The sequence below is a fragment of the Sphaerochaeta sp. PS genome (assembly GCF_032144095.1).
Lineage (GTDB): Bacteria > Spirochaetota > Spirochaetia > Sphaerochaetales > Sphaerochaetaceae > Sphaerochaeta.
Map to the genome: position 1 here is coordinate 16,946 of NZ_JAVSNJ010000010.1, position 21,968 is coordinate 38,913.

General features: G+C 53.2%; 16 protein-coding genes and 1 tRNA gene. 12 read left to right on the top strand and 5 right to left on the bottom strand.

All coding sequences use genetic code 11. From position 1 onward, the window contains the following. Positions 1-5 precede the first annotated feature (5 nt). From ROJ03_RS09190 to ROJ03_RS09210, 5 genes are all read left to right on the top strand, one after another. A complete protein-coding gene (locus tag ROJ03_RS09190) occupies positions 6-1,289 on the top strand; it encodes a glutamine synthetase family protein (RefSeq protein WP_313726740.1) in 1,284 nt (427 codons plus the stop codon). A 14-nt stretch (positions 1,290-1,303) separates the two neighbouring features. Then, positions 1,304-1,873 (top strand): ANTAR domain-containing protein, encoded by a 570-nt coding sequence (locus tag ROJ03_RS09195; protein WP_313726741.1) that lies wholly within the window; start codon positions 1,304-1,306, stop codon positions 1,871-1,873. A gap of 12 nt (positions 1,874-1,885) precedes the next feature. Beyond that, entirely contained in the window at positions 1,886-3,490 is a 1,605-nt protein-coding gene (locus ROJ03_RS09200) for a CTP synthase (protein WP_313726742.1), read from the top strand. Between the two features lie 39 nt (positions 3,491-3,529). Beyond that, a tRNA-Ala gene (locus tag ROJ03_RS09205) sits at positions 3,530-3,602 on the top strand. A 272-nt stretch (positions 3,603-3,874) separates the two neighbouring features. Further along, the gene (locus tag ROJ03_RS09210; protein ID WP_313726743.1) at positions 3,875-4,378 is read left to right on the top strand and encodes a hypothetical protein; all 504 of its coding nucleotides are present in this window, start codon (positions 3,875-3,877) and stop codon (positions 4,376-4,378) included. A 96-nt stretch (positions 4,379-4,474) separates the two neighbouring features. Here ROJ03_RS09210 and ROJ03_RS09215 read toward each other — a convergent pair whose 3' ends face one another. After that, entirely contained in the window at positions 4,475-6,664 is a 2,190-nt protein-coding gene (locus ROJ03_RS09215) for a DUF4954 family protein (protein ID WP_313726744.1), read from the bottom strand. A gap of 215 nt (positions 6,665-6,879) precedes the next feature. Here ROJ03_RS09215 and ROJ03_RS09220 point away from each other — a divergent pair, with 215 nt between their 5' ends. Continuing rightward, positions 6,880-7,926 (top strand): alpha/beta hydrolase, encoded by a 1,047-nt coding sequence (locus tag ROJ03_RS09220; RefSeq protein WP_313726745.1) that lies wholly within the window; start codon positions 6,880-6,882, stop codon positions 7,924-7,926. Here the strand turns inward: ROJ03_RS09220 and ROJ03_RS09225 are convergent. The 4 genes from ROJ03_RS09225 to ROJ03_RS09240 form a co-directional block, all read right to left on the bottom strand. Continuing rightward, positions 7,923-8,768 (bottom strand): GDSL-type esterase/lipase family protein, encoded by an 846-nt coding sequence (locus tag ROJ03_RS09225; RefSeq protein WP_313726746.1) that lies wholly within the window; start codon positions 8,766-8,768, stop codon positions 7,923-7,925. The genes ROJ03_RS09220 and ROJ03_RS09225 overlap by 4 nt on opposite strands. A 117-nt stretch (positions 8,769-8,885) precedes the next feature. Next, positions 8,886-10,889: a hypothetical protein gene (locus tag ROJ03_RS09230; RefSeq protein WP_313726747.1), complete on the bottom strand. Its 2,004-nt coding sequence runs from the start codon at positions 10,887-10,889 to the stop codon at positions 8,886-8,888. Positions 10,890-10,901: 12 nt separating this feature from the next. Continuing rightward, the gene (locus tag ROJ03_RS09235; protein ID WP_313726748.1) at positions 10,902-12,191 is read right to left on the bottom strand and encodes a Gfo/Idh/MocA family oxidoreductase; all 1,290 of its coding nucleotides are present in this window, start codon (positions 12,189-12,191) and stop codon (positions 10,902-10,904) included. A gap of 101 nt (positions 12,192-12,292) precedes the next feature. After that, a complete protein-coding gene (locus tag ROJ03_RS09240; protein ID WP_313726749.1) occupies positions 12,293-13,138 on the bottom strand; it encodes an AraC family transcriptional regulator in 846 nt (281 codons plus the stop codon). 223 nt (positions 13,139-13,361) lie between these two features. Here ROJ03_RS09240 and ROJ03_RS09245 point away from each other — a divergent pair, with 223 nt between their 5' ends. The 6 genes from ROJ03_RS09245 (at position 13,362) to ROJ03_RS09270 (ending at position 21,967) form a co-directional block, all read left to right on the top strand. After that, positions 13,362-14,837 (top strand): extracellular solute-binding protein, encoded by a 1,476-nt coding sequence (locus ROJ03_RS09245; protein ID WP_313726750.1) that lies wholly within the window; start codon positions 13,362-13,364, stop codon positions 14,835-14,837. Between the two features lie 80 nt (positions 14,838-14,917). Beyond that, on the top strand, positions 14,918-17,023 hold the full coding sequence (locus ROJ03_RS09250; RefSeq protein ID WP_313726751.1) for a glycoside hydrolase family 3 C-terminal domain-containing protein: 2,106 nt from the start codon (positions 14,918-14,920) through the stop codon (positions 17,021-17,023). Between the two features lie 32 nt (positions 17,024-17,055). Beyond that, on the top strand, positions 17,056-17,979 hold the full coding sequence (locus ROJ03_RS09255; RefSeq protein ID WP_313726752.1) for an ABC transporter permease subunit: 924 nt from the start codon (positions 17,056-17,058) through the stop codon (positions 17,977-17,979). Between the two features lie 10 nt (positions 17,980-17,989). After that, a complete protein-coding gene (locus ROJ03_RS09260; RefSeq protein ID WP_313726753.1) occupies positions 17,990-18,862 on the top strand; it encodes a carbohydrate ABC transporter permease in 873 nt (290 codons plus the stop codon). Positions 18,863-19,160: 298 nt separating this feature from the next. Then, positions 19,161-19,448 (top strand): MarR family winged helix-turn-helix transcriptional regulator, encoded by a 288-nt coding sequence (locus ROJ03_RS09265; RefSeq protein WP_409530495.1) that lies wholly within the window; start codon positions 19,161-19,163, stop codon positions 19,446-19,448. A gap of 17 nt (positions 19,449-19,465) precedes the next feature. Further along, entirely contained in the window at positions 19,466-21,967 is a 2,502-nt protein-coding gene (locus ROJ03_RS09270; RefSeq protein WP_313726755.1) for an FAD-dependent oxidoreductase, read from the top strand. The last annotated feature ends 1 nt before the right edge of the window (position 21,968 follow it).

Below are 21,968 nucleotides of genomic sequence, written 5' to 3' on the forward strand. Positions count from 1 at the left end.
TTGTCATGACCAATACCCAGAAGGAAGTGTTGCAATTCATCAAGGAACAGGATGTACGGTTTGTCCGCCTGGTCTTCTGTGATATTTTCGGACATATAAAGAACCTCTCGATCTCCGAGGATGAGTTGGACCGGGCCTTTGCCACCGGAATCTCCTTCGATGCCTCTGCGGTAAAGGGTTTCCTGCAGGTCGATGAGAGCGACCTCCTGCTTTTCCCCGACCCTTCAACCCTGGCGATTCTCCCCTGGAGACCTGCCCAAGGACGGGTTGTCAGGTTCTTCTGCTCGATCAGGCGCCCTGACGGCACCCCCTTTGAGGGTGATGGAAGGTCATTGCTTGAGGCCAAGGTACGGGAAGCCGAGCTTTCACTCTTCAAGTTCGGTGTCGGCCCGGAGTGTGAGTTCTACCTCTTCAAGATGGGGGACGACGGGCTTCCCACCTACAGGCCCCTCGACAATGGGACCTACCTCGACGTAGCTCCCCTGGACAAGGGGGAGAATGTGCGAAGGGAGATCTGCCTGACGCTGCAGCAGATGGGCTTCCATACCGAACGGTCCCACCATGAGTCTGGGCCAGGACAGAATGAGATCGACTTCAAGTACAGCCCGGCCCTGGAGGCTGCTGACAACTTCATCACCTTCAAGTCGGTCGTGAAGACCATTGCAGACCGTAGCGGGCTGTTTGCCTCCTTCTTGCCCAAACCACTTGCCCATGAGAGCGGCAGTGGCCTGCACATCAACCTCTCCCTCTCCTGTGATGGCGAGCAGCAGACCCAGCGCCTCGAGGAGGCGATGACCGAGGGCATCCTCAGAAGGATCAAGGAGATCACCCTCTTTCTCAACCCGTTGGCAAACTCCTACGAGCGGCTTGGCGCCTGTGAGGCCCCACGACATGTGGGTTGGGGTCGGGCAAACCGATCGCTTCTCATCCGCATTCCCCAGACCAGCGGGGAGTATCGCCGTATCGAGGTACGTTCTCCCGACCCGGCCTGCAATCCCTACCTCGCCATAACGCTCCTGATAAGTGCGGCCCTGGAAGGGGTGAAGGACAACCTGAAGGCAAGTGAGGAGTATCTTGGCGATGCCTACCAGAAGCTGAGTGGGGAGATGCTTCCCTCTTCTTTGGGTGAAGCAATCGACTTGGCCCAAAAGAGTGAGTTTGTTCGTTCGGTCATCCCCGAGCGCCTGCTCACCTTCTTTTTGGAAGCAAAGATGGCAGATTGGAAACGGTACGAGTCCAGCATCGACAAGATGCAGGAAAGTCGCGCACCATTTTTCCTTACGACCTAAGAGGAAGAGCCCAGATGCCACACGTCGTTGTTGTTTCGTCGAATGAGAAAGGTCTAGCAACCATCCCCTCGCTCCTTTGGGAGTATGAGCTCTCCTTCGACATCAGCAAGTGCAAGAGCGGCAGTGAAGCCAGACGCTTCATACTCGACAACGAACTGGACCTGGTAATCATCAATGCCCCCCTTTCTGATGAATCGGGAGAGGAACTGGCTGTCATGGTAACCGAGCAGAGCATGGCAGGCTCGATCCTGTTGGTGAAGGGAGAGTACTTCGATACTACCCAGCAGCTCTTTGGCGAACAGGGGGTCCTGATCGTCTCAAAGCCGATCATCAAGCAGGTGCTCTTCCAGGCCATAGCCCTTGCCCGTTCGATGCATCGGCGTCTCAGTGCCATGCAAAACGAGAATACCAGCCTGCAGAAGAAGATCGACGAGATAAAGCTCATCGACAGGGCCAAGCTGCTGCTCATGCAAACCCTGGGGATGAACGAACAGCAGGCCCATCGTCACATTGAACAGGAAGCGATGAATCTCAGAAAAAGCCGACATGATGTGGCTTGCTCAATCATACATACCTACGGATAGGAGAACCGAAACATGGCAAAGCATATATTTGTAACTGGCGGCGTTGTCTCAGGCTTGGGAAAAGGGATTACCGCAGCGTCCTTGGGCAGGCTGCTCAAGGCAAGGGGCCTCAAGGTCGCGGCCCAGAAGCTTGACCCCTACATGAATGTCGATCCCGGAACCATGAGCCCATACCAGCACGGGGAGGTCTTCGTAACTGAAGATGGGTCAGAGACCGACCTGGACCTTGGACACTATGAACGTTTCATCGACGAGAACCTCAACAAGTTTTCCAACCTCACCAGTGGGCGGGTCTACTGGAACGTGCTTACCAAGGAGAGACGGGGTGAGTTCCTGGGTTCAACGGTGCAGATCATCCCCCATGTCACCAACGAGATCCGCGCCTCCATCTACGCCTTGGCAGAGAAGACCCAGGCTGATGTGGTCATCACGGAGATCGGGGGCACCACAGGCGACATCGAAAGCCAACCCTTCCTTGAGGCCATCAGGCAGATAGGCCACCAGCTGGGCCATGAGAACTGTCTCTTCATCCATGTTACCCTGGTGCCCTATCTCAAGAGCAGCGGGGAGCACAAAAGCAAGCCCACCCAACACTCGGTCAAGGAACTGATGGCCTCGGGCATCTTCCCCGATATCATCGTCACCCGCTCCGACGAGCCTATCGAGCAGGAGATCAAGGACAAGATAGCCCTGTTCTGCAACGTGAAGAAGGATTGCGTCATCGAGAACAAGACCCTTGAGGTGCTCTATGAGGCCCCGATGATGCTCAAGGCCGAACACCTTGATGAAATCGTCTGCAGGGAGCTGCATCTGACAAGCAAGGAAGCGGACATGGGTGAGTGGGAGAGGATGCTCGCTACCATCAAGCAGGCAAAAACCCCAGTAAGGATAGCCCTGGTGGGCAAGTACATCCAGCTGCATGATGCATACCTCTCGGTCATGGAGGCGCTCAAGCATGCAAGCTGGGCCCTGGGGGCCAAGGTTTCCATCATCTGGATCGATTCGGAGAAGGTCACCAAGGAGAGCGTTGCCCTCCTGTTGGGCTCGGTGGATGGAATCCTCATTCCCGGAGGCTTTGGGGACAGGGGTATCGAGGGCAAGATCTTGGCCGCCTCCTATGCAAGGACGCACAGGATCCCCTACCTGGGCATCTGTCTTGGCATGCAGATAGCCGTCATCGAGTATGCCAGGAGTGTACTGGGTTACACCGATGCCCACTCCAGCGAGTTTGCGAAGCAGACAACCCACCCCGTCATTGACCTGATGGTCGACCAGAAGGGAAACATCCCCAAAGGAGGCACGATGCGGTTGGGAAGCTACCCCTGCAGGATCACCGAAGGCACCCATATGGAACGTGCATACAAAGGGGAGCTGACCATTGAGGAGAGGCACCGACACCGCTATGAGTTCAACAACCAGTTCAGGCCAGCTCTTGAAGAGGCAGGTCTGGTAGTTGCAGGGACCAGCCCTGACGGAACCTTGGTGGAAGCCATCGAGATAGAGGACCACCCGTTCTTTTTGGGTGTGCAGTACCATCCGGAATTCAAGAGCAGGCCCAACCGTCCCCATCCTGTCTTTAGTGGTTTCATAGCTGCAAGCCTTGGCCTGAATAGTTGACAGTTTCAGGACTCTAGAGTAGCTTGTTACAAGGCTTTTGGGGCCATAGCTCATCTGGTAGAGCGACTGGTTCGCAATCAGTAGGTGGAGGGTTCGAGTCCCTTTGGCTCCAAAAATACAGGCGAGGAGGTTGTCACTGACAGCCTCCTTTTTCTTGGTCCAATTCCAAACACAGCTTGCCCCTTGCCCAAAGTCGAAGGGCAAAATAAAACCCTCCGCTACGGAGGGCTTCTTGGTTACTCAGGGTGCTTCTTCGGTTATTCCCCTTCTTCACCACCACAACCAAATGATACCACCGATGAAGACATCCGTCAAATTTTCTTTTTTGGTGGGTTATCGACGCGCAAGGGGGAAAGCAGTACAACTACGTGGGGAGAACCCTATATGAAAAAAGACATTCTTGAAGGCCCGAAGCACCTTGCCCAGGGAAAAGTCATTAGCAAGAAAGAGAGTATCCTTGAGATAGTGAGCTCAGCCCTGTTTTCCTTGCTGCTTGTCGTGTTCTGCCTGAAACCAGGACTCCTTGCAATCTATCAGAAGGGTGTTGCACCGATTCCCATGCTCTCTGATCCGGCAACGAAGCTCATGCTGATCCTGCTTGTACTAGCCCTAGCAGGTTTGGCAGTAAGCCTGGCTAAGCTGCTCAAGAAGCGATGGACGCTGCCTCTTCTCTGGACCAGTTGCATCATTGACCTTGCAGGGGCCCTCTATTTCTTCTACTTCATAACACGGTGGAACGCATTGAACCCTTCTTTCATACGCTTCTTCAGAAACGACCTTGCTACCTGGAAGACCATCGCAAAGGCAGCGGGAACCTGCTACCTACTGCTGACCATCATCAGCGTAGCCGATGACCTCTATAGGGTATACAGACAGAGGGAGAAGTAGAGGCAGAAAAAAAGAAAGTATGCTTGAAGGCGAAAGCCTGGATGCATGCTTCTTTTTTTTCTTGTGGAGTGCCTTTTCCGGTCTTCCTTTCTTTGCCTAGAAGGCCACCGAGCGAACTTCGGCGATGATGCGTTCACTGGTAAGCTTGGACTCCTGGATAAACGGGTTGTCGTCAAGACAGCCCAACACCGCATCGCGTTCCTCCAGATTACGGTAGGTGCTTCCCCTGAACCTGTTGCTGAAGTCCTTCTCCTTGGTCTTGAAGACCTGGTCCTCTATGTAGAGGCGGATGCGTACAACCGCTTCCACCAAGGTCGACCAGTGCTTCGCCTCTAGTGCCTCCACCCCCAGAATACTCTTCAGGACAGCAAGGCCATGGTCTGCCCTATCCTTTGGATAGTCGACAAACCACTGTTCATACCGTTGGTGCACTGCATCCCACTGCAGCAACACATCCTCACGGATATCGTCTTTGAGCTGTTCAACCTTACTTCTGGGAACCAGCTGGCCACCGACATTCTCCCAAGGCTGCAAAGAGGAAAGGCTCTCCTCCTGGAAAAGGGAAACAGTACATCTCTTTTGGCTACACCAGGCGGCAACCGATTTGGTGCCATAGTAGAGAAGCATCTCAGTATAGGAGTGGTAGGCATCCACAGGCTTGAGAATCTCGACAGGCTCGGTGCTATTTTCCAGGTCACTTGCAGTTACAATAAGGCTAGAGAGGTCATCCCCCTGGGTTTCCAGAAGGGCCTTACCCTGGATGACAAGCTCATCCCTGGTGAAGGTGCGCCTGTCACCACTGCGCCTGTTCCAGCTTTCAGCGGTCCATAGGCAGAGCAACGAACGGGCGTGGAGCATCTCATTTGCCGTATCAGGGGCAAGGTAGTCGGTCTCGATATGCTGACGGATCACCTTGCGCTTGTCCCGGGTACGATACTTGTAGCTATTGCGCTCCAGGGCATAGAGGTTGTACATCCACCAATAGGCAGGCAGCACCACCCGCCTACACTCCTTGCTGTCGGCACTCAACAGGCTGAAAGGAAGAGGGATATCAAGCTCATAGGGGTAGTTTCCCTTGGTGATGAGCAGATAACTTGCAAACTTGCAGTCATACTTGAGGGTACTGGAAAGCGCAGGCCAGAAGCCTCGGCCTGCGACCATCTCCCCATCGTTGCCACGGCTGTTGTGGTTGGATCCTATATTGGCACCTGCGGCCATGTTCGACTGGCCCATAACCAGGCTGGCTATGAGGAATGAGTTGTTGTGGTGCTGTTCATGGCCTCCATAGATGAGGTTGTTGAGGATCTCACAGCAGCTGACAGTCGAGTTGTCGCCAAGGATCGAGTGGATGAGACGGGCACCGTACTTGAGGGCGCAGTTGTCCCCCATGATGAATCGAATTCCCTTGCTTCCGTAGAAGACTCGGCTACCGGAGCCGATGATGCCATTGACCAGCTCGACCCCCTCCCCGATCTGGATAGGAGAGGCGAGGGTCGAACGCAGGGTGAGGTTCTTCAGCTTGTTCGCTCCCTTGATATAGGAACCCGGGCCAACCCATACATCCTTGATGGTGTCGCACGACTTGATGACCGAGTGCTCCCCAACAAACCCATACCACCCCCGCCGCAGGTCACACTCACGGTCGGTCATCGCCTCGAACTTCTGCATAAGGCGAAGATCATCGCGGTAGATACCCCATAGGAAAGCATCGGAGCAGAGCATTCCGCTGAATGGACGGACGCTGCGTCCTCCAGCCTCATTCATGATGCCGATGGTAACCAGCACCTCAGGGTCCTCGCCCTCCTTGACAATACCGTTGCCGAACTTGGCGTGGTTTGTTGCCTGCATCTCCCCAAGGCGGTAGAGAATGACATGGTCGGCTATGATGTAGTGACTGAGGTAGGCACAGTCGAGGACTGCACAGAAGTCGCCAATGTCGCAGGAGACCAGGCGGCTGTTGGAAATCCCTACGGGGACGCAGAAGTCATGGAAACATACCACCTGCTTGGTCATCTTTCCCAGGCGAACCAACCCATAGAACTCGGAGTTCTTGACCAGGGAGGGTTCGAAAGGATCGCTGACAAGCACATGCTCCCAAGCAGTGGAGAAGTTCAGGTTCTCCTTCAGCGTCTCGATTTCACTGCTGGTCAGGTTACGGTAGGAATTCTCCCTACCCAGGACTTCATTGCGCAGGTAGTATTCATCCTTGCCCTCAGGAATGTAGGCTCCCTCTATGAAGTCATATCCAAATCGCTTGGTATCAAACATGGTTACTTTGTCACTCATGGCAAAAGTATAGCAAGAGAGGCAAGAGTGTTCAATTAAGCCATACTATATTCAGGAAATACACCAAACTGCAACACTCATATATATACAGAGTATTTGCATATCCTTTCATTTGTCATGATAAAACTGCGTGATAGATCACCAAGGCCCTTGCGCGCTGAACAGGGATACATTACCATAAGCCCACTATGGCTGACTATGATTTGTCTCCAAAAATGAAACGCTTGGTTGCCCTTATCGGCAGGCTTTCCGTAGCCAACCCAGAAGGACTTACCCCCAAACGCATTGAAGAGATCAACGATATTTCCATTCCCAACAATATCATAATCCGTAAACTCTTGGGCAAGAGTGCAAAAAACATCGACACCAAGACCTTCATCATTCCTGTCACCGACGGGATGGTAACCGGTTATTTCTTTGAGAAACAAGGTTCCCGGGACATCTCGGACCTCACTCCCCTCATCGTGTTCTACCACGGTGGAGGATGGGTCTGGGGGAATATGGATTTGTATAATTTCTTCTGTGCACACCTGGCCGATATCACCGGAGCCTCAGTGCTCTCGGTCGACTATCGCCTCGCTCCGAAGTACAAGTTCCCCACAGCAGTGGAGGATTGTTACGATACCCTGCTCTGGGCAGCTGCAGGATGCAGGTACTGGAAAACCGACCCCGACAGGATCTATCTGGTCGGAGACAGTGCAGGAGGCAACCTTGCCGCCGTTGTCAGCCGCCTTGCCCGTGACCGCAAAGGCCCAGCCATTGCAGGTCAGGTCCTCCTCTACCCGGTAACCGATGGAAGGATGCGGACTGCAAGCTATGAGAAGTACAAGGACTCGCCGACCCTCTCCGACAAGCACATGACCTTCTTCATCAACAGCTACCAACGGGAGCCCAAGGACATCCTCAACCCAAGCTTCTCACCCCTGTTGGGCAAGGACCACTCACGCCTGCCCCAGACCCTGATCATCGGGGCAGAGTATGACCTCCTTCGTGATGACGGAAAGCTCTATGCCGATGCCCTCGCCTCTGCAGACACCCCGGTAAAATATCTTGAGGTAAAGAAAACCATCCATGGTTTCATAAACTACCCCAATGCTACAGGTACTGAGGAGACCGAGTGCGCCATGATCCAATTCATTGGAGGCCGACCGGTCGAACAGGTAGCGCTCATCACCCGCAAAGAGTGGGCGACGGCGATCAAGAAAGAACAGCGGCAGATCAAGAAGCAAAACAAGCTCTACATCGGTGCTGAATCGACCTAACGTTTTCGCCTGAACAAAGAAAAAGCCAGCGGCAACCGTCCTCTCTTCGGAGAAGCAAGTGTTACCGTTTCTTTGTTTGTGCTCTCTGTCTGGTCTTTTCCTTCGTTTTCTGAGGTGTGCAGAGTGCTCTCTTCAACAACACCCTCCTCCCCTATCTCAGTGTATGCCCTCTTTTGGAATTGATCGTCTAGGGCCTCTCGAGGGCGCTTGTCACCAAACCAGTCCAGCAACAGCGGAAGCAGAGCCTTCGCAAGGCTCTCATGCCCTTGCCTATCCATGTGCAGGGCATCGATATCGCTACTGGCTGCTACAAGCGAAGCATCGAAGAAGAGCAAGCCATGCTTGCTGGCCATGGCCTCGATCTCCTTCGCCAGGGATTGGCTCAGGGCTATGGCTTTCCTGTCAAAGGAAACAAAGGGCGACTCCTCGATCCCTTGGCCGACGTGGATGGGAGATATGACCAACACCTGGGGAACAGGGTAGAGATCCCCGTAGGGATACTCCTTTACCATGGAGGAGAGTTTCTCGAGGGCCTTTGCTATGACCCTGGCATTGTTGTTGTATAGGCTCTTGCAATCATTGGTTCCCAAGCTGATGATGACCAGGTCCAGGGGCCGGTGGCTATGGAGCATGATGGGAAGCTGCAGGCTTCCATTCCTGCCTGGCTCGAGAGGATCCTCAAAGCAGGTAGTCCTTCCTCCCAACCCCTCCTCGATGATGCGGTACCCCTCTCCCAGAAGGCGGGCAAGGATGCCTGTCCACCGCTGTTCAAGAGGCCATCGCCCACCACTGGGGTTGGTACCGAAAAGATTGGAATCGCCAAAGCAAAGGATATGTTTCATCAAGGCCCCCTCAAAACGCACAATACAAGGGGATTGTAACGACCCTTCGGAGGTTGGTCAAACCCAAAAGAAACTAGTAAATCAGCCGATGCAGAACCAAAGAGGGGGGCCTACGCCCTACTCAAAATGGGGAAAGCAGAATTCCCCTCGATAGTTCGAGGCATTGTACAGGGGATACCTATGGGGCAGATAGGTCTTCTCCCGTTTGGGTTGTCCCCTGTCCTGGGTATATACCCACAGGCTCTTGCGATCCCAGACAATCAGTTCATCACGCTCATCACCGGTGACATTCAGCACGTCACAGCACAACTCAGGATGCCCGTCTTCCGGGAACAGGACGACAGTGTCCCCTTCCCCGTCCATCAGGCCCCCATGCTGGGTATTTGCATTGAGCAGGAGGAGGTCCTGGGCAGAGCCATCCCAATTGACCGGGGCAATGACGTTCCCATTGCAGCGCATCTCACGGTGCCAGATAGGCTCGCCTTTGCAGTCATGCATATAGATGATACCCTGGCTTCCCCAGTAGGTAGTCGTGCATATCTCAAGGCCGGATTGGGCTGGCAGGTAGTTTCCGACACTGATTCGCTGGCCATGCCCATTGATGTCCCGCCTCAGTATGGTCCCATCCTTGGAAACAAGCATGAACCCCTCCCAACCTGAAACTATGGCGATGAGGTCATCCTGCTCAGGGTCTATCGGCCCTATGACGATCTCATCCGTATGGTCTTCTCCGATAGGAAGCTTCCATTGCAGCTTCCCATCGCTATCGATCATATTGTAGCAGCTGAAGATCTCGTCCTTGCCATCCCCGTCAAAGTCATAGGCATAGGGGAAGTGGCCGGTGTTGTTGTGGGTAAACATCCATACTAGCTGGAATTGGTTGTCATAGATCCAGATGCGGGCATACCTGTCCTTGATCAGGATATCGGATGCACGCTCCTTTCCGGTAACGTTGACGATCCTGATCGAATCGACATTGAGGCGTTCAAAGGCATGGTGGCCAAACTCCACCCCACATAGTTCATCAGCAGGGTGCTCATTGTACGGAGTAGCCATCTGGTTCTTGACCTCTCCTGATGAGCCATCAAGGATGAAAAGCTTGAAATCCCAGGAGGCTATGACCTCGTCACACCCATCACCGTCAATATCATAGATCTGGAACGGAAGGTCCGTAGTCAGGTGGATAACATCCTCATCGTCCCTTGGCTCTCCCAGTTGCCACAGGACCTTTCCGGTATCCAAGCTTACAGCTGTCAGGCAACTGATGAAGGGATAGCGGTCCTTATAGACCCGCCTCTGATGTTGTGCCATGACAAAGAACAGCTCATCTGTGCCGTTCAGATGCCCAAACCGAATCTGCCGGCCTGCACCGAAATCAGAGAGGTCTATCTTCCTGGTTAGCTTGGGCTGGGGATAGGTCATGCGCTTTGCTTCAACCCGCCTCTCAATACAGGATCTCTGCTCTTCCAGACGTCTCAGTTCTGCCTTGTCGCAAGAGACCACGACCGAGGCATATTGGGTCGGCATGCAGGAACAGAGGGCGATACAGCCATTGGAGAACCGCCCATCATGGAACCGTATCACTTGCTTGTCATCATAGGAAATGCAGATGAGGCTCCCTTCTACCGTGACAGTCAGTTGTTGAAACTCATCGGTAGACCATGGGAGGGAGGCTTTTGCAAGAACGGTACGCTCAAGCTTGTCGACCCTTTGCAGCTCAACTCCCTCTGAGGTAAAAAAGACTCCATAGTGCATCAGGCTGGTCTGGTAACGGACCAGTATTCCACAAGGAAGGTCTTTGGAAAGGGGGCGAAGGAGAACCGTGACCTGATAATCCTGCCACAACACATCACCACTGACCAGCGTTGGGAGGGTGGTCTTTTCCTGGGGGGCCTGGATCCTGGACAACTCCATCACTTTCCTGCCATCCAAAGAGGGGCTGGTCACCAGCCAGGAAGGGCCCTTGTAGTTGTAGTTAGCAATGGGGTCATGCCACCTACCCTTATAGCCAATTTCGGGAAAGTAATGGTACTCGCCCATTGCTGAATGCTCAGCATCGTAGGGGAAAGGCCCCAGGGGAAACGACTCAAAGGACTCTTCGAAAAGACAGACTTCATTCACAGGGTGGCTCCTCTACCAAGAAAGCAGGCTATCGACATCGACAGCAAGGCCGGAGGCGATAGATTTGTTGGCCGCAATTCCGGTCAGAATCGACCGAAGCCCATCAGTATGGTCTGCTGCCCGGTGCAGGGGATCAAAGGAAGCTTGCTCTAGGAATATATCATCGAGCATCGCAGGGTCCCCACCTCCGTGGCCACCCTCAGTCATCTCGATGGCAACTTCATACGGAGCAGCAAGAAGAGGGCAAACCCTCACCTTATGGAAGGTCGTGGCTCCTTCATCTCTCTTGTCTCCCCCTGCATTGATATAGGGTTTTTCAAGCGCGGTATACTCGATTCGACCCTTCGAGCCATTGATTGACACATTGAACCCTTCCCACGGAAGGTAGGAATTCAGCGAATAGGACATCATGGCCCCACTCTTGTACTTCACAAGGACAGCCATGGTGTCCTCAATGCTTACATCATCGGAGAAGACACTGCGGTCCCGGATGTATCCACTCTCCTCCTCTGCATCCAGATAGAGGCCCTTCAAGGTTGGGTTACTCTCCAGGTCAATGGCAAAAGGGTCATCCTTTGCATGTTCATTTCCATGGCAACGGTAGTAGAATTTCTCCACACCCCGTTTCTGGGCGGCCGCCTGGCCGTAGAAGTTCAAGGCACCAAAGGCAAAGACTGTCTTGGGTTGTGTCCCCAGCCAGAAGTTCACCAGGTCGAAGTGGTGGGTGGACTTGTGCACCAGCAACCCTCCGCTATTTACCTTGTTCCGGTGCCACCTACGGTAGTAGTCGGCACCATGTTCGGTATTGAGCAACCATTCAAAATGCACAGAATACACCTCTCCGATGGTTTGTGAGGCGATCAGTTCCCGTATCTTGGAGTGATGGGGCGCATAGCGATAGTTGAAGGCAACACGGATGGACCTTCCATACCGTTTTTGCGCATCAAGGATATCCTGAGCCTTATGTTCATCGGTGGTGATGGGTTTCTCGGTAATGACATCGCAGCCAAGCTCCATGGCACGGATGATATAGGTGTCATGGGTTCGGTCAACAGAGGTAACGATGATGACATCGGGTTTCTCCAGCTCTACCATCTTGTCGAAGTCGGCGCTCTTGTAGGTTGGGACCCTATGATAGGAATACTCGTTCTCCAACAATGAGTTGGAGAAGTCCATCCTTTTCTGGCTCAGGTCGCAAAAAGCCACCAGTTCACAAATTTCGCCATAGCGTGTCGCGATAGCCTCATAGAAAAGTCTGGCTCGGCCCCCAGTGCCTACCTGAGCATACCGTTTCTTCTTCATCTCATGCGCTCCTGTCCATACAATCTTCAGCATTGAGTATACGGGCAAGCCTATCAGATGTCGTTGGCAGAATGCCACTACTTTTTATCTTTTTTCGTAGGTCAATACTCGGTACGGGTGGTCAGGCGAACCTTGGCTATATACTCTGAAGGAGTGATTCCCCCGGTCTGTTTGAAGAATCGGGAGAAGTATTGCAGGTTCTCAAATCCAAGGTTCCATCCAATTTCGCTGAGGGTCTGCTCGGTATTCTGTATGAGGTAGAGGGCACGCTCGAACTTCACCAGATTGATGTATTTGATGGCGGACAATCCTGTCTGCTTCTTGATGACCCTGTAGAGGTAGTCCTGGTTGTACCCGCACTCTGCTGCCATCATCTGGAGGGAAAAAGAGGTGCCGATGTGCTTGTTTATGTAGGAATCGACCATGTCCAGGACAGGGGACTTGGAGACCGTACTTGCTTTGCGCAACTGATGGATCGGGTTCGACTCATAGACAGGGAGCGAGTGCTGCAGGCAGATACGATTCATCACCAAAAGCGATTCCATCAACAGGGTTCCCGACATGTACTTATAGTGCAAGGGCTTTCTTTGTCCTTCCAGGACTATGCGAGAGAGGAGGGTGTAGATCTGGCGGTCCTGGTCACAGAATTTTGTCTCTATGCCCAACAGGACTTCCTGCAGTTCCAAGTCGGTGGCAGTGAACTTTACCTCTAGCATCTTGACCCCTTCCTTGCTCGTCGCATGGAAGGCATGGGTCGTACCCCTATGGCAAAACACCACATCTCCGGCTACGAGAGGATAGGGCTTGTCATCAAAATAATTCATAGCCTCCCCACTGTAGACCAGCTGCACCTGATAGTCATGGTGATAGTGCTTTTGCATGCCCTCATCCTTGCGGTAATAGAATCGACCGGAACTGGTTATGGTGACATCCATCTCTGCTCTCACTCCTTCATCCTGGACTTCGGCCCTAGGGGAAATGGCCTATTCATGCCAGTTGACACTGACAGAGGCTTCGTACCATCCTACCGTGAGCCCGTCCGGGGGGACAAGTCCGTACATACGAGAAAGTATAATTATTTCTCTCTTTCTGCTAACGACGGGAGAAAAGAACCCCCCTATACTAGACACTACAGGGTCTTTTCAGACCCCAACCTTAAGGAGGACTTGTATGAAACCAAAGCGCATAGTGCTTACCCTCATTGCTGCCCTTATCTGCCTGACAGGCGTCTTCGCCGCTGGCCAGAAAGATAGCTCTGTCGTTGTGACACCCAAGATTACCCTAGCCACAGCCGACAACACCTACGGCCTGAGCACCGATCCAGAATTGCAGGGAACCATTACAGCACTTATCGAGAACAAGACTGGGACAAAGATCAACCCGATCATTCCCCCTCTTGCTTCCTACACTGACAAGATAGCAACCCTGGTCAACAGCGGGGATGTCCCCGACCTCTTTGTCGTAGCCCAGGCCATGACAAAGATCCCTACCATGGTCGCCCGGGAGCAGATCCTTGACCTGACCGAGTATATCAAGAACAGTCCGGCTCTTTCCAAACTCGACCCCTCCTTGTTTGCTGACCTGCAAATCGATGGAAAGACCTACTTTGTTCCCTACAACTACCCAAAATCCAAGGCAATCTTTATCCGTAAGGACCTGATGGAACAATATGGGGTAGTCCTCTCTTCCACCCCAACAACAGAAGAGTTCCGTACCGAGATGAAAAAGTTTGTGGGAAAGGGAATCATTCCCTTCAACTTCCCCAAATGGGTGGATAATTTCCAGTTCTTCTACAACACCTTTGGGGCCTGGGGTGGCGTCTACATGAAGGATGGCAAGTTCATCGATGGCTTCCAGACTTCGGAAATGAAAGAAGCCCTCTCCTACCTGCGCCAACTCTATGTCGATGGTTCCCTCAACCAGGAGTTCATAACCACAGAGAACAATGACATGCGTGAGAAGACCTACACAGGCCAGGCAGCCTCCTCGATCGACTACGTAACCAATTACATCAACTACGTGCAGAATACCACCGCGGCAAACAAGTACACGGACATGCACCTGGTATATAAAATTGTGGGACCCAGAGGTGAGGGTGGCTCGCTCAACGAATCAACCCAAACTGCCTTTGTAGTCTCTTCCAAGTCAAAGAATCCTGATGCAGCCGTTCGCGTCCTTGAGACAATAGTGACCGACCCTGAGGTATATCCTGCCTTCTTTGGTATCGGAGTCGAAGGCTCACACTACACCCTCGATGCCCAGAAGAACATTGTCCCAACCGCCAAGGCCTCAAATTCAGGGTACAAGTATACCTTGAACTACCTCAGCGATTCGTTCATTGCCATTGACCTGGACAACCTCCCCTTCGCCCTTTCTCCTGCATTGAAACTAGGCCTGCCCAAACAGATCGGGCACATCCGAGCCATGCAGGCAAACCTCGGCCCCAACTATGCTGCCGATGTTCCTGTCGGGGTTTCAGTTACCTACGACCGCGTTGCCCCTTCCATCAAGAGCACCCGTGAATCGGTTGCAACCAAGATCATCATGGGCTCGGTCTCCCTTGAGCAAGGGATGAGCGAGTATGGGAACTTCTGGAAATCCATCAACGGACCGAAGATACTCGACGAACTGAACGCTGTACGGTAAGAGATCTCTCACCTAGCAATGTATCGGTTTCCGGGAAACCTTCCTGGAAACCGATTCTTTCGAAACTGGAGTAGTAGTGCATGCAAGACCGTTTCAAACAACAAGCTGAACACCTTGTGCAACAGATGGATATCCTGGAGATGTTCAGCCAACTGCGCCATGACTCTCCTGCAATCCCAAGACTGGGAATCCCAGCCTACAACTGGTGGAATGAAGGATTGCACGGCTCTGCCCGCAGTGGGACCGCCACAGTCTTCCCCCAGGCAATCGGGCTGGCATCCCTCTTCGACCCCGATTTCCTCCATGCCGTAGCAACGGTGATATCGACCGAACAGCGGGCAAGATACAATATCTCCAGCCTTCTGGATGACAGGGACATCTACAAGGGCTTGTCAATCTGGTCACCGAACGTGAACATCTTCAGGGACCCCCGATGGGGTCGTGGACAGGAGACCTATGGGGAAGACCCCTACCTGACAACAAGACTTGCCGTGGCTTTCATTACCGGTTTGCAGGGTGAAGGGGAGATCCTGAAAACAGCTTCCTGTGTGAAGCACCTTATTGCCCATAGCGGACCGGAGCCTGAACGGCACGGCTTCAATGCCATGGTGACGAAAAAAGACCTCTCTGAGACCTACCAGGTTGCCTTCGAAGCTGCGGTGAAGGAGGCAAAGGTCGACGCTGTCATGGGAGCCTACAGTGCGATCAACGGGGAACCCTGTTGTGGCAGCAAAACCCTCATCGAGGGTCTGCTACGGGAGAGCTGGGGATTCTCCGGAATGTATATCTCCGACTGTTGGGCGATCAAGGACTTCCACCTCTCCCACAAGGTTACCAGCAATGCAGAAGAGTCCGTAGCCCTGGCCCTGAATGCAGGCTGTGATCTGAACTGTGGCTGTGAGTACAAGGTCCTGGAGCAAGCCTACAACAGTGGCCTGATCTCCTATGAACGTATCGTTGAGGCGACGGTCAGGGTGGTAACTACCCGTTGTAGGCTTGGACTGTTCGCCAAGGAGACACCCTTCGACAGCCTGGGAGTTGAGGATATCGATTCAGAAGAGCACGCCCTCCTTGCCTACGAGGCCTCCTGCCGATCGCTTGTACTGCTGAAAAATGAAAACCTGCTTCCCCTGGAAGCTTCAGATCTCTCATCGATCGCTATCATCGGGCCGAACGCAAACAGCCGTCCTGCCCTCTGGGGCAACTACCATGGGACAGCTTCCCGGTATGTCACGGTGCTTGAAGGAGTACGAAGCGTTGTCGGTGCGAAGGTCAAGGTTCGCTACAGCGAGGGGTGCAGTCTGGTCAAGCCCAGTGTTGAGCGCCTGGGACGCGAAGGCGATCGCCTCAGCGAAGCTGTGGCCTTCGCCCAGGCAAGTGATGTCACCGTCCTCTGCCTTGGCCTGGACGAGTCGGTTGAGGGTGAGATGCACGATGACGGAAACGGCGGATGGGCAGGAGACAAGAGTGACCTCAGGTTACCCTTGCCCCAACGAAAGTTGCTGGAAGCCGTTGCATCAACAGGAAAACCCATTATACTCATCCTACTCTCAGGAGGTTCCCTTGACCCAGAAATAGAGAGGTTTAGCAATGTACGGGCACTCATACAGGGGTGGTATCCTGGACAGGAAGGGGGGCTTGCCTTGGCCCGTCTCATATTCGGCCACTTCAGCCCTTCAGGCAGGCTTCCTGTCACGTTTTACCGCGCAACTGCAGAGCTTCCTCCGTTCACCGACTACTCGATGCATTCCAGGACCTACCGCTACTGCAACGAAGAAGATGTCCTCTACCCCTTTGGGTTTGGCCTCTCCTACACCTGCTTTGCCTATAGCGATGCCCACGCTTTTGTGGATGAAGAGGGAATGGTCCAACTCTCCTGTATTGTCCAGAACAGAGGCAAGCGAGCAGGGAGGGAGGTTGTGCAGCTCTATTGCAAGACTGAGGATGCCAATTTCCCCCTCCATCCAGTACTCTGCGGGACCAAGGACAGATTCTTGGAACCAGAAGAACGGGAGAGCCTCCATTTCGTCCTTCCCCCATCCCTGTTTTGTGTCATTGGCGAGGATGGCCAAAAACAGGACAAACCAGGGAGTTGGCAGCTTTTTGTAGGGGGTAGCCAACCTGACACAAAGAGCTTCGCCCTTGGTGGAGCAAAGGGTGTGGTTTGCACCATAACCCGAACCTGACCTATCCTTTTATCTTTCAGAGGAGTCTACAGATGAAGAACAAGACAAAGACTGTCCAGATACATCCGCCCTTGATGACGAGAATCAAGACACAGAAATACCTATTGGCAATGCTCCTTCCTGGAGTCCTTTGGTACCTGCTATTCAAATACCTGCCCCTATTTGGCCTCACACTGGGGTTTACCGACTATGGGTTCCGCTCGAAGGTCTCGTTCGTAGGGTTGGAGAATTTCCAGCGCCTGCTCAGTTCCACCATCTTTTGGAATGCGTTTCGCAACACCATGATCATAAGCCTTGCAAACATCATCTTCTACTTCCCGGCGCCCCTCATCGTAGCCCTCCTGATCGATGAGCTGAAGAGCAACAAGGCCAAGCGCTTTATCCAGTTTCTCATCTACATCCCCTACTTCTTCAGCTGGGTTGTTGTAGGAAGCATCTTCGTCAACCTGCTCTCCCCCTCTTCCGGGCTGGTGAACAATGTCATTGTCAAGCTAGGCGGGAATCCTATCTACTTCATGGCCAGCACGAAATTCTTCCGCCCAGTTCTGGTCAGTTCCTACATCTGGAGACAGATGGGGTATGGAGCTGTCATCTATGTTGCCAGCCTGACCACGGTCCAACCTGAGTTGTATGAGGCAGCCACCATTGACGGTGCGGGCCATTGGGGAAAGCTCTTCCATGTGACGCTTCCAGGGATACGGAGCACCATCGTGACCATGCTTTTGCTCAACCTCTCCCACGTGCTCCTGATTTTTGAGCAGGTGTTGGTCATGTACAATGCCGCAGTCTACGATGTGGCGGATGTATTGCAAACCTATGTGTTCCGGGAGGGAGTACTGTCAGGTGACCTGGGCTACTCCATAGCAGTGGGTATGTTCACCTCAGTGGTGAGTCTCATCCTGGTGCTTTCCACCAACAAGATCAGTGCTCGGTTCCTCGATGAACCGATTCTATAGGAGCCGTATCATGAAAAAGAAATCCCCCAGTGGTATCCGTGAGTCAAATAGCCGGAAGGCCTTCCACATACTCAATGCCTTGATCCTCTCTTTTCTCTGCTTGATCTTCATCATCCCCATCTGGAACGTCCTGATCACCTCACTGGCGAAGGATATCGATGTCATGGGAACGGACTATCTCCTGGTCCCCCATTCATTCACCTTGCAGAACTACTGGAGGGTACTCAACAGCGGCTACATGGGTGCATTCCGGAACTCGCTGTTTGTCGCCTTTGCAGGGACTGCCCTGTCCATGGGCATCTCGATACCAATGGGGTTTGCCCTTGCCCAGAAACACCTGATCGGCAGGAACATCATCATGAAGGCAATCGTCTTTACCATGGTCTTTGATGCAGGGATCATGCCCTTCTATATCGTGGTCAAGTCATTGGGGCTGATCAACCACATGGGGGCCATCATCCTGCCTGTGGCAGTATCAACCTTCAACCTGATCATCCTGAAGAACTTCATGACCAGCATCCCGACCTCCCTGATTGAATCGGCGAAGCTCGATGGATGCAATGATGTGACCATCCTGCTCAAGATAGTCATGCCCCTTTCCATCTCCATCATAGCCACGGTCACCCTCTTCTACTTTGTCAGCTACTGGAACCGGTATTTTGAGGTGATCATGTTCATCAATGACAGCCGAAAGTATACCTTGCAGGTGGTCTTGCGCTCACTGATGTTTGAATCGGACGATTCGCTTGGGGGTGGGCACTATGTCTACAGCAACCTCAAGATGGCAGTCATGGTATTGGGTATGCTTCCGGTTCTCATCATCTACCCCTTTGTCCAGAAGCACTTTGTCTCAGGTCTCATGATTGGAGGGGTCAAAGGCTAGGACCCCACCACCTTCTCCCATGCCGGCTCCTTTTGGGGCCGGTTATTTTTTTCGTAGCAGAACCGGAATACATGGGGATCCCCAGGCAATCCCGGCAGAAAAGTGGCTTGTAGAACCAATACACAATAAACATCTCCCTATCCCTCTTTATTTATCTAATTGTATTGACCAATGCTCGATCAAGGAATATATTTGTTTGTGGCAACAATTGCTTATATGAACGATAAAGGATGTTTCAATGATTGACCTATGTGCCATTAGAAAACTGCAGACCTCGTTGCGAGCTTTCGAATAACACCTGAAGGAGGAGACCGGACTCTCCTTCAATGATGCCTTGCTGCTCTGTGCGGTAAACAAGGGAATTGCCGAGCCTGGCCTGCTTGCAAAAGAGCTTGAACTCTCCCCCTCCCGCCTTACCCGCATCCTGGACAGCCTTGAAAGCCGGGACCTCACCAAAAGGGAACTCTCATCCCTTGACCGAAGAAGCATGCTGGTTACCCTCACCGAACAGGGCAAGCAGATGGTAGAACACTACAGTTGCACTGGACTCATACTCCCTGCAGACCTGGAATTTACACAGAACTAAACCCTTAGGAGGGCAATATGGCAAGATACCTGATCGTCGGAGGCGTAGCTGGTGGAGCTGGAACAGCTGCAAGGCTTCGCAGAAGAGACGAAAAAGCTGAAATCATCATGTTTGAACGAGGGCAGTACATCAGCTACGCAAACTGCGGGCTACCCTACTACGCTGGCAATGTCATCACCGAACGGTCGCGCCTGTTTGTCATGACCCCCGAGCGCTTCAAGGAGACCTTGGATGTGGAAGCCAGGGTACTTTCGGAAGTGGTCTCCATCAACCGGGAGGCCAAGTCCATCCACATCAGGAACCTCAAGGACAACAGCGAGTATGACGAGCGGTATGACACCCTCATCCTCAGCCCAGGGGCCTCTCCCATCAAGCCCCCCATCCCTGGGATCGACCACCCCTCCATCATGAGCCTCCGCTCAGTCACGGACATCGACCACATCAAGGAGAAGATCGACCAACCCTCCACCAAGCGTGCAGTGGTTGTTGGCGGTGGCTTCATCGGCCTTGAGATGGCAGAGAACCTCAAGGAACGGGGACTGGAAGTTTCAGTCGTCGAGGCCCTGGAACAGGTGATGAACATCATCGACTATGACCTTGCAGCCGAGGTGCAGCAGCACCTGAGGGCCAAAGGGGTAAACCTCTACCTCCGCGACGGCGTCAAATCCTTTGGCAGCCATGATTCGCTGGTGAGTGTCGAACTCTCCTCGGGTACCATCATCGATGCTGACCTTGTCATCCTCTCCATCGGGGTACGACCTGATACTGCATTCCTCAAGAAAGCAGGGATCGAGCTTGCAGGCAACGGCGCCATAAAGGTCGACGAGTATTTCACCACCAACGACAAGAACATCCGGGCTGTCGGTGATGCCATCGAATTTACCAGTCCCCTTACCAAGCTGCCCATAACCGTACCCCTTGCAGGCCCTGCAAACAAGCAGGCCCGACTCTGTGCGGACAACATCATCGACGGCAACACGCGCCCCTATGGAGGGACCATCGCCACCAGCATTGCCAAGATATTTGAGATGACTGTGGCATCGACGGGCCTTACCGAGAAGAGCCTGGTCAAGGCAGGGCTGCCCTTCCGCTGTGCAGTGACCCATGCAGGAAGCCATGCCGGCTACTACCCCAACTCCAGCCAGATAACCCTCAAGGTACTCTACCACCCTGAAACAGGAAAGATCTGGGGAGCCCAGGCTGTTGGCTATGATGGCATAGACAAGCGAATCGATGTCATATCCGCCTTCATTGGCAAGGATGGGACTATCGCAGACCTAGCAGAGTTCGAACAGGCATACGCCCCTCCCTTCTCCAGTGCCAAGGACCCCACCAACATGGTCGGCTTCATCGCCGAGAACGTGCTCAACGGGTACTCAAACACCATCACCTGGGAAGAGGCTGAAAAGATGCGCCTGGAAGGTGCATTCATCCTTGATGTCCGTACCCAGGAAGAGTATGACCTGGGCCGTATTGAGGGCTCACACCTTATCCCCAACTTCGACCTTCGCAATAGGCTCAACGAGGTTCCCAAGGATAGGAAGATCGTCGTCCATTGTGCCATAGGGCTACGTGGCTACCTCGCCGAGAGAATCCTACGCCAGAATGGCTATACTGAGGTCTACAACATGACCGGTGGCATGAAAACCTATGAGGTGGCGATGAGGGAACGCCACTTGTTGGAGAACAAGGAGCTCAATACAGTCAAGATCCAGAAGAATGTCAATGTGCTCAACGAAGATGGAAGCTTCAGGAAAGCTGCAGTCAACAAGATCTTCAAGGTCGATGCCTGTGGCCTGCAATGCCCAGGGCCAATCATCCGGCTGAAGAGGGAGATCGACAACCTGGAGCATGGCGACAGGCTTTTCATCAAGGCATCGGACCCCGGCTTTGGCGTCGATGTCCAGGCATGGTGCGACCTTACCGGCAACGAGCTGGTATCGCTGAACACCACAGCAGGCATCATCGAGGCGGTCATCAGCAAGGGCGATCCTGCTGTCTGTTCCCTCCCTGATTCCTATGGAACAAAGCCTGCCATCTGCGACCCGGACAACGGGGCTACCATGATCGTCTTCTCCAATGACCTGGACAAGGCACTCGCCTCCTTTGTATTGGCAAACGGTGCTGCAGCAACAGGAAAAGAGGTCACGATGTTCTTTACCTTCTGGGGTCTTTCGGTGCTACGCAAAAAGCCGGCTGGCCGTGTCAAGAAGGACTTCATGGGCAAGATGTTCTCCGCCATGCTTCCTAAAGGTATGGATGACCTGGGCCTCTCCTCGATGAACATGGGAGGGATGGGCGCTGCAATGATGAAGGGTCGCATGAAGAAAAAGAATGTCGACCAGGTAAGGCAGATGTACGAGGATGCCAGAAAGGCAGGGATACATATGATCGCCTGCCAGATGTCCATGGACATCATGGGCATCACCCGAGAAGAGCTGCTTGATGGGGTTGAGATCGGAGGTGTTGCAACCTATATGGGTGCAGCTTCAAGGAGCAAGGTCAACCTGTTTATCTAGG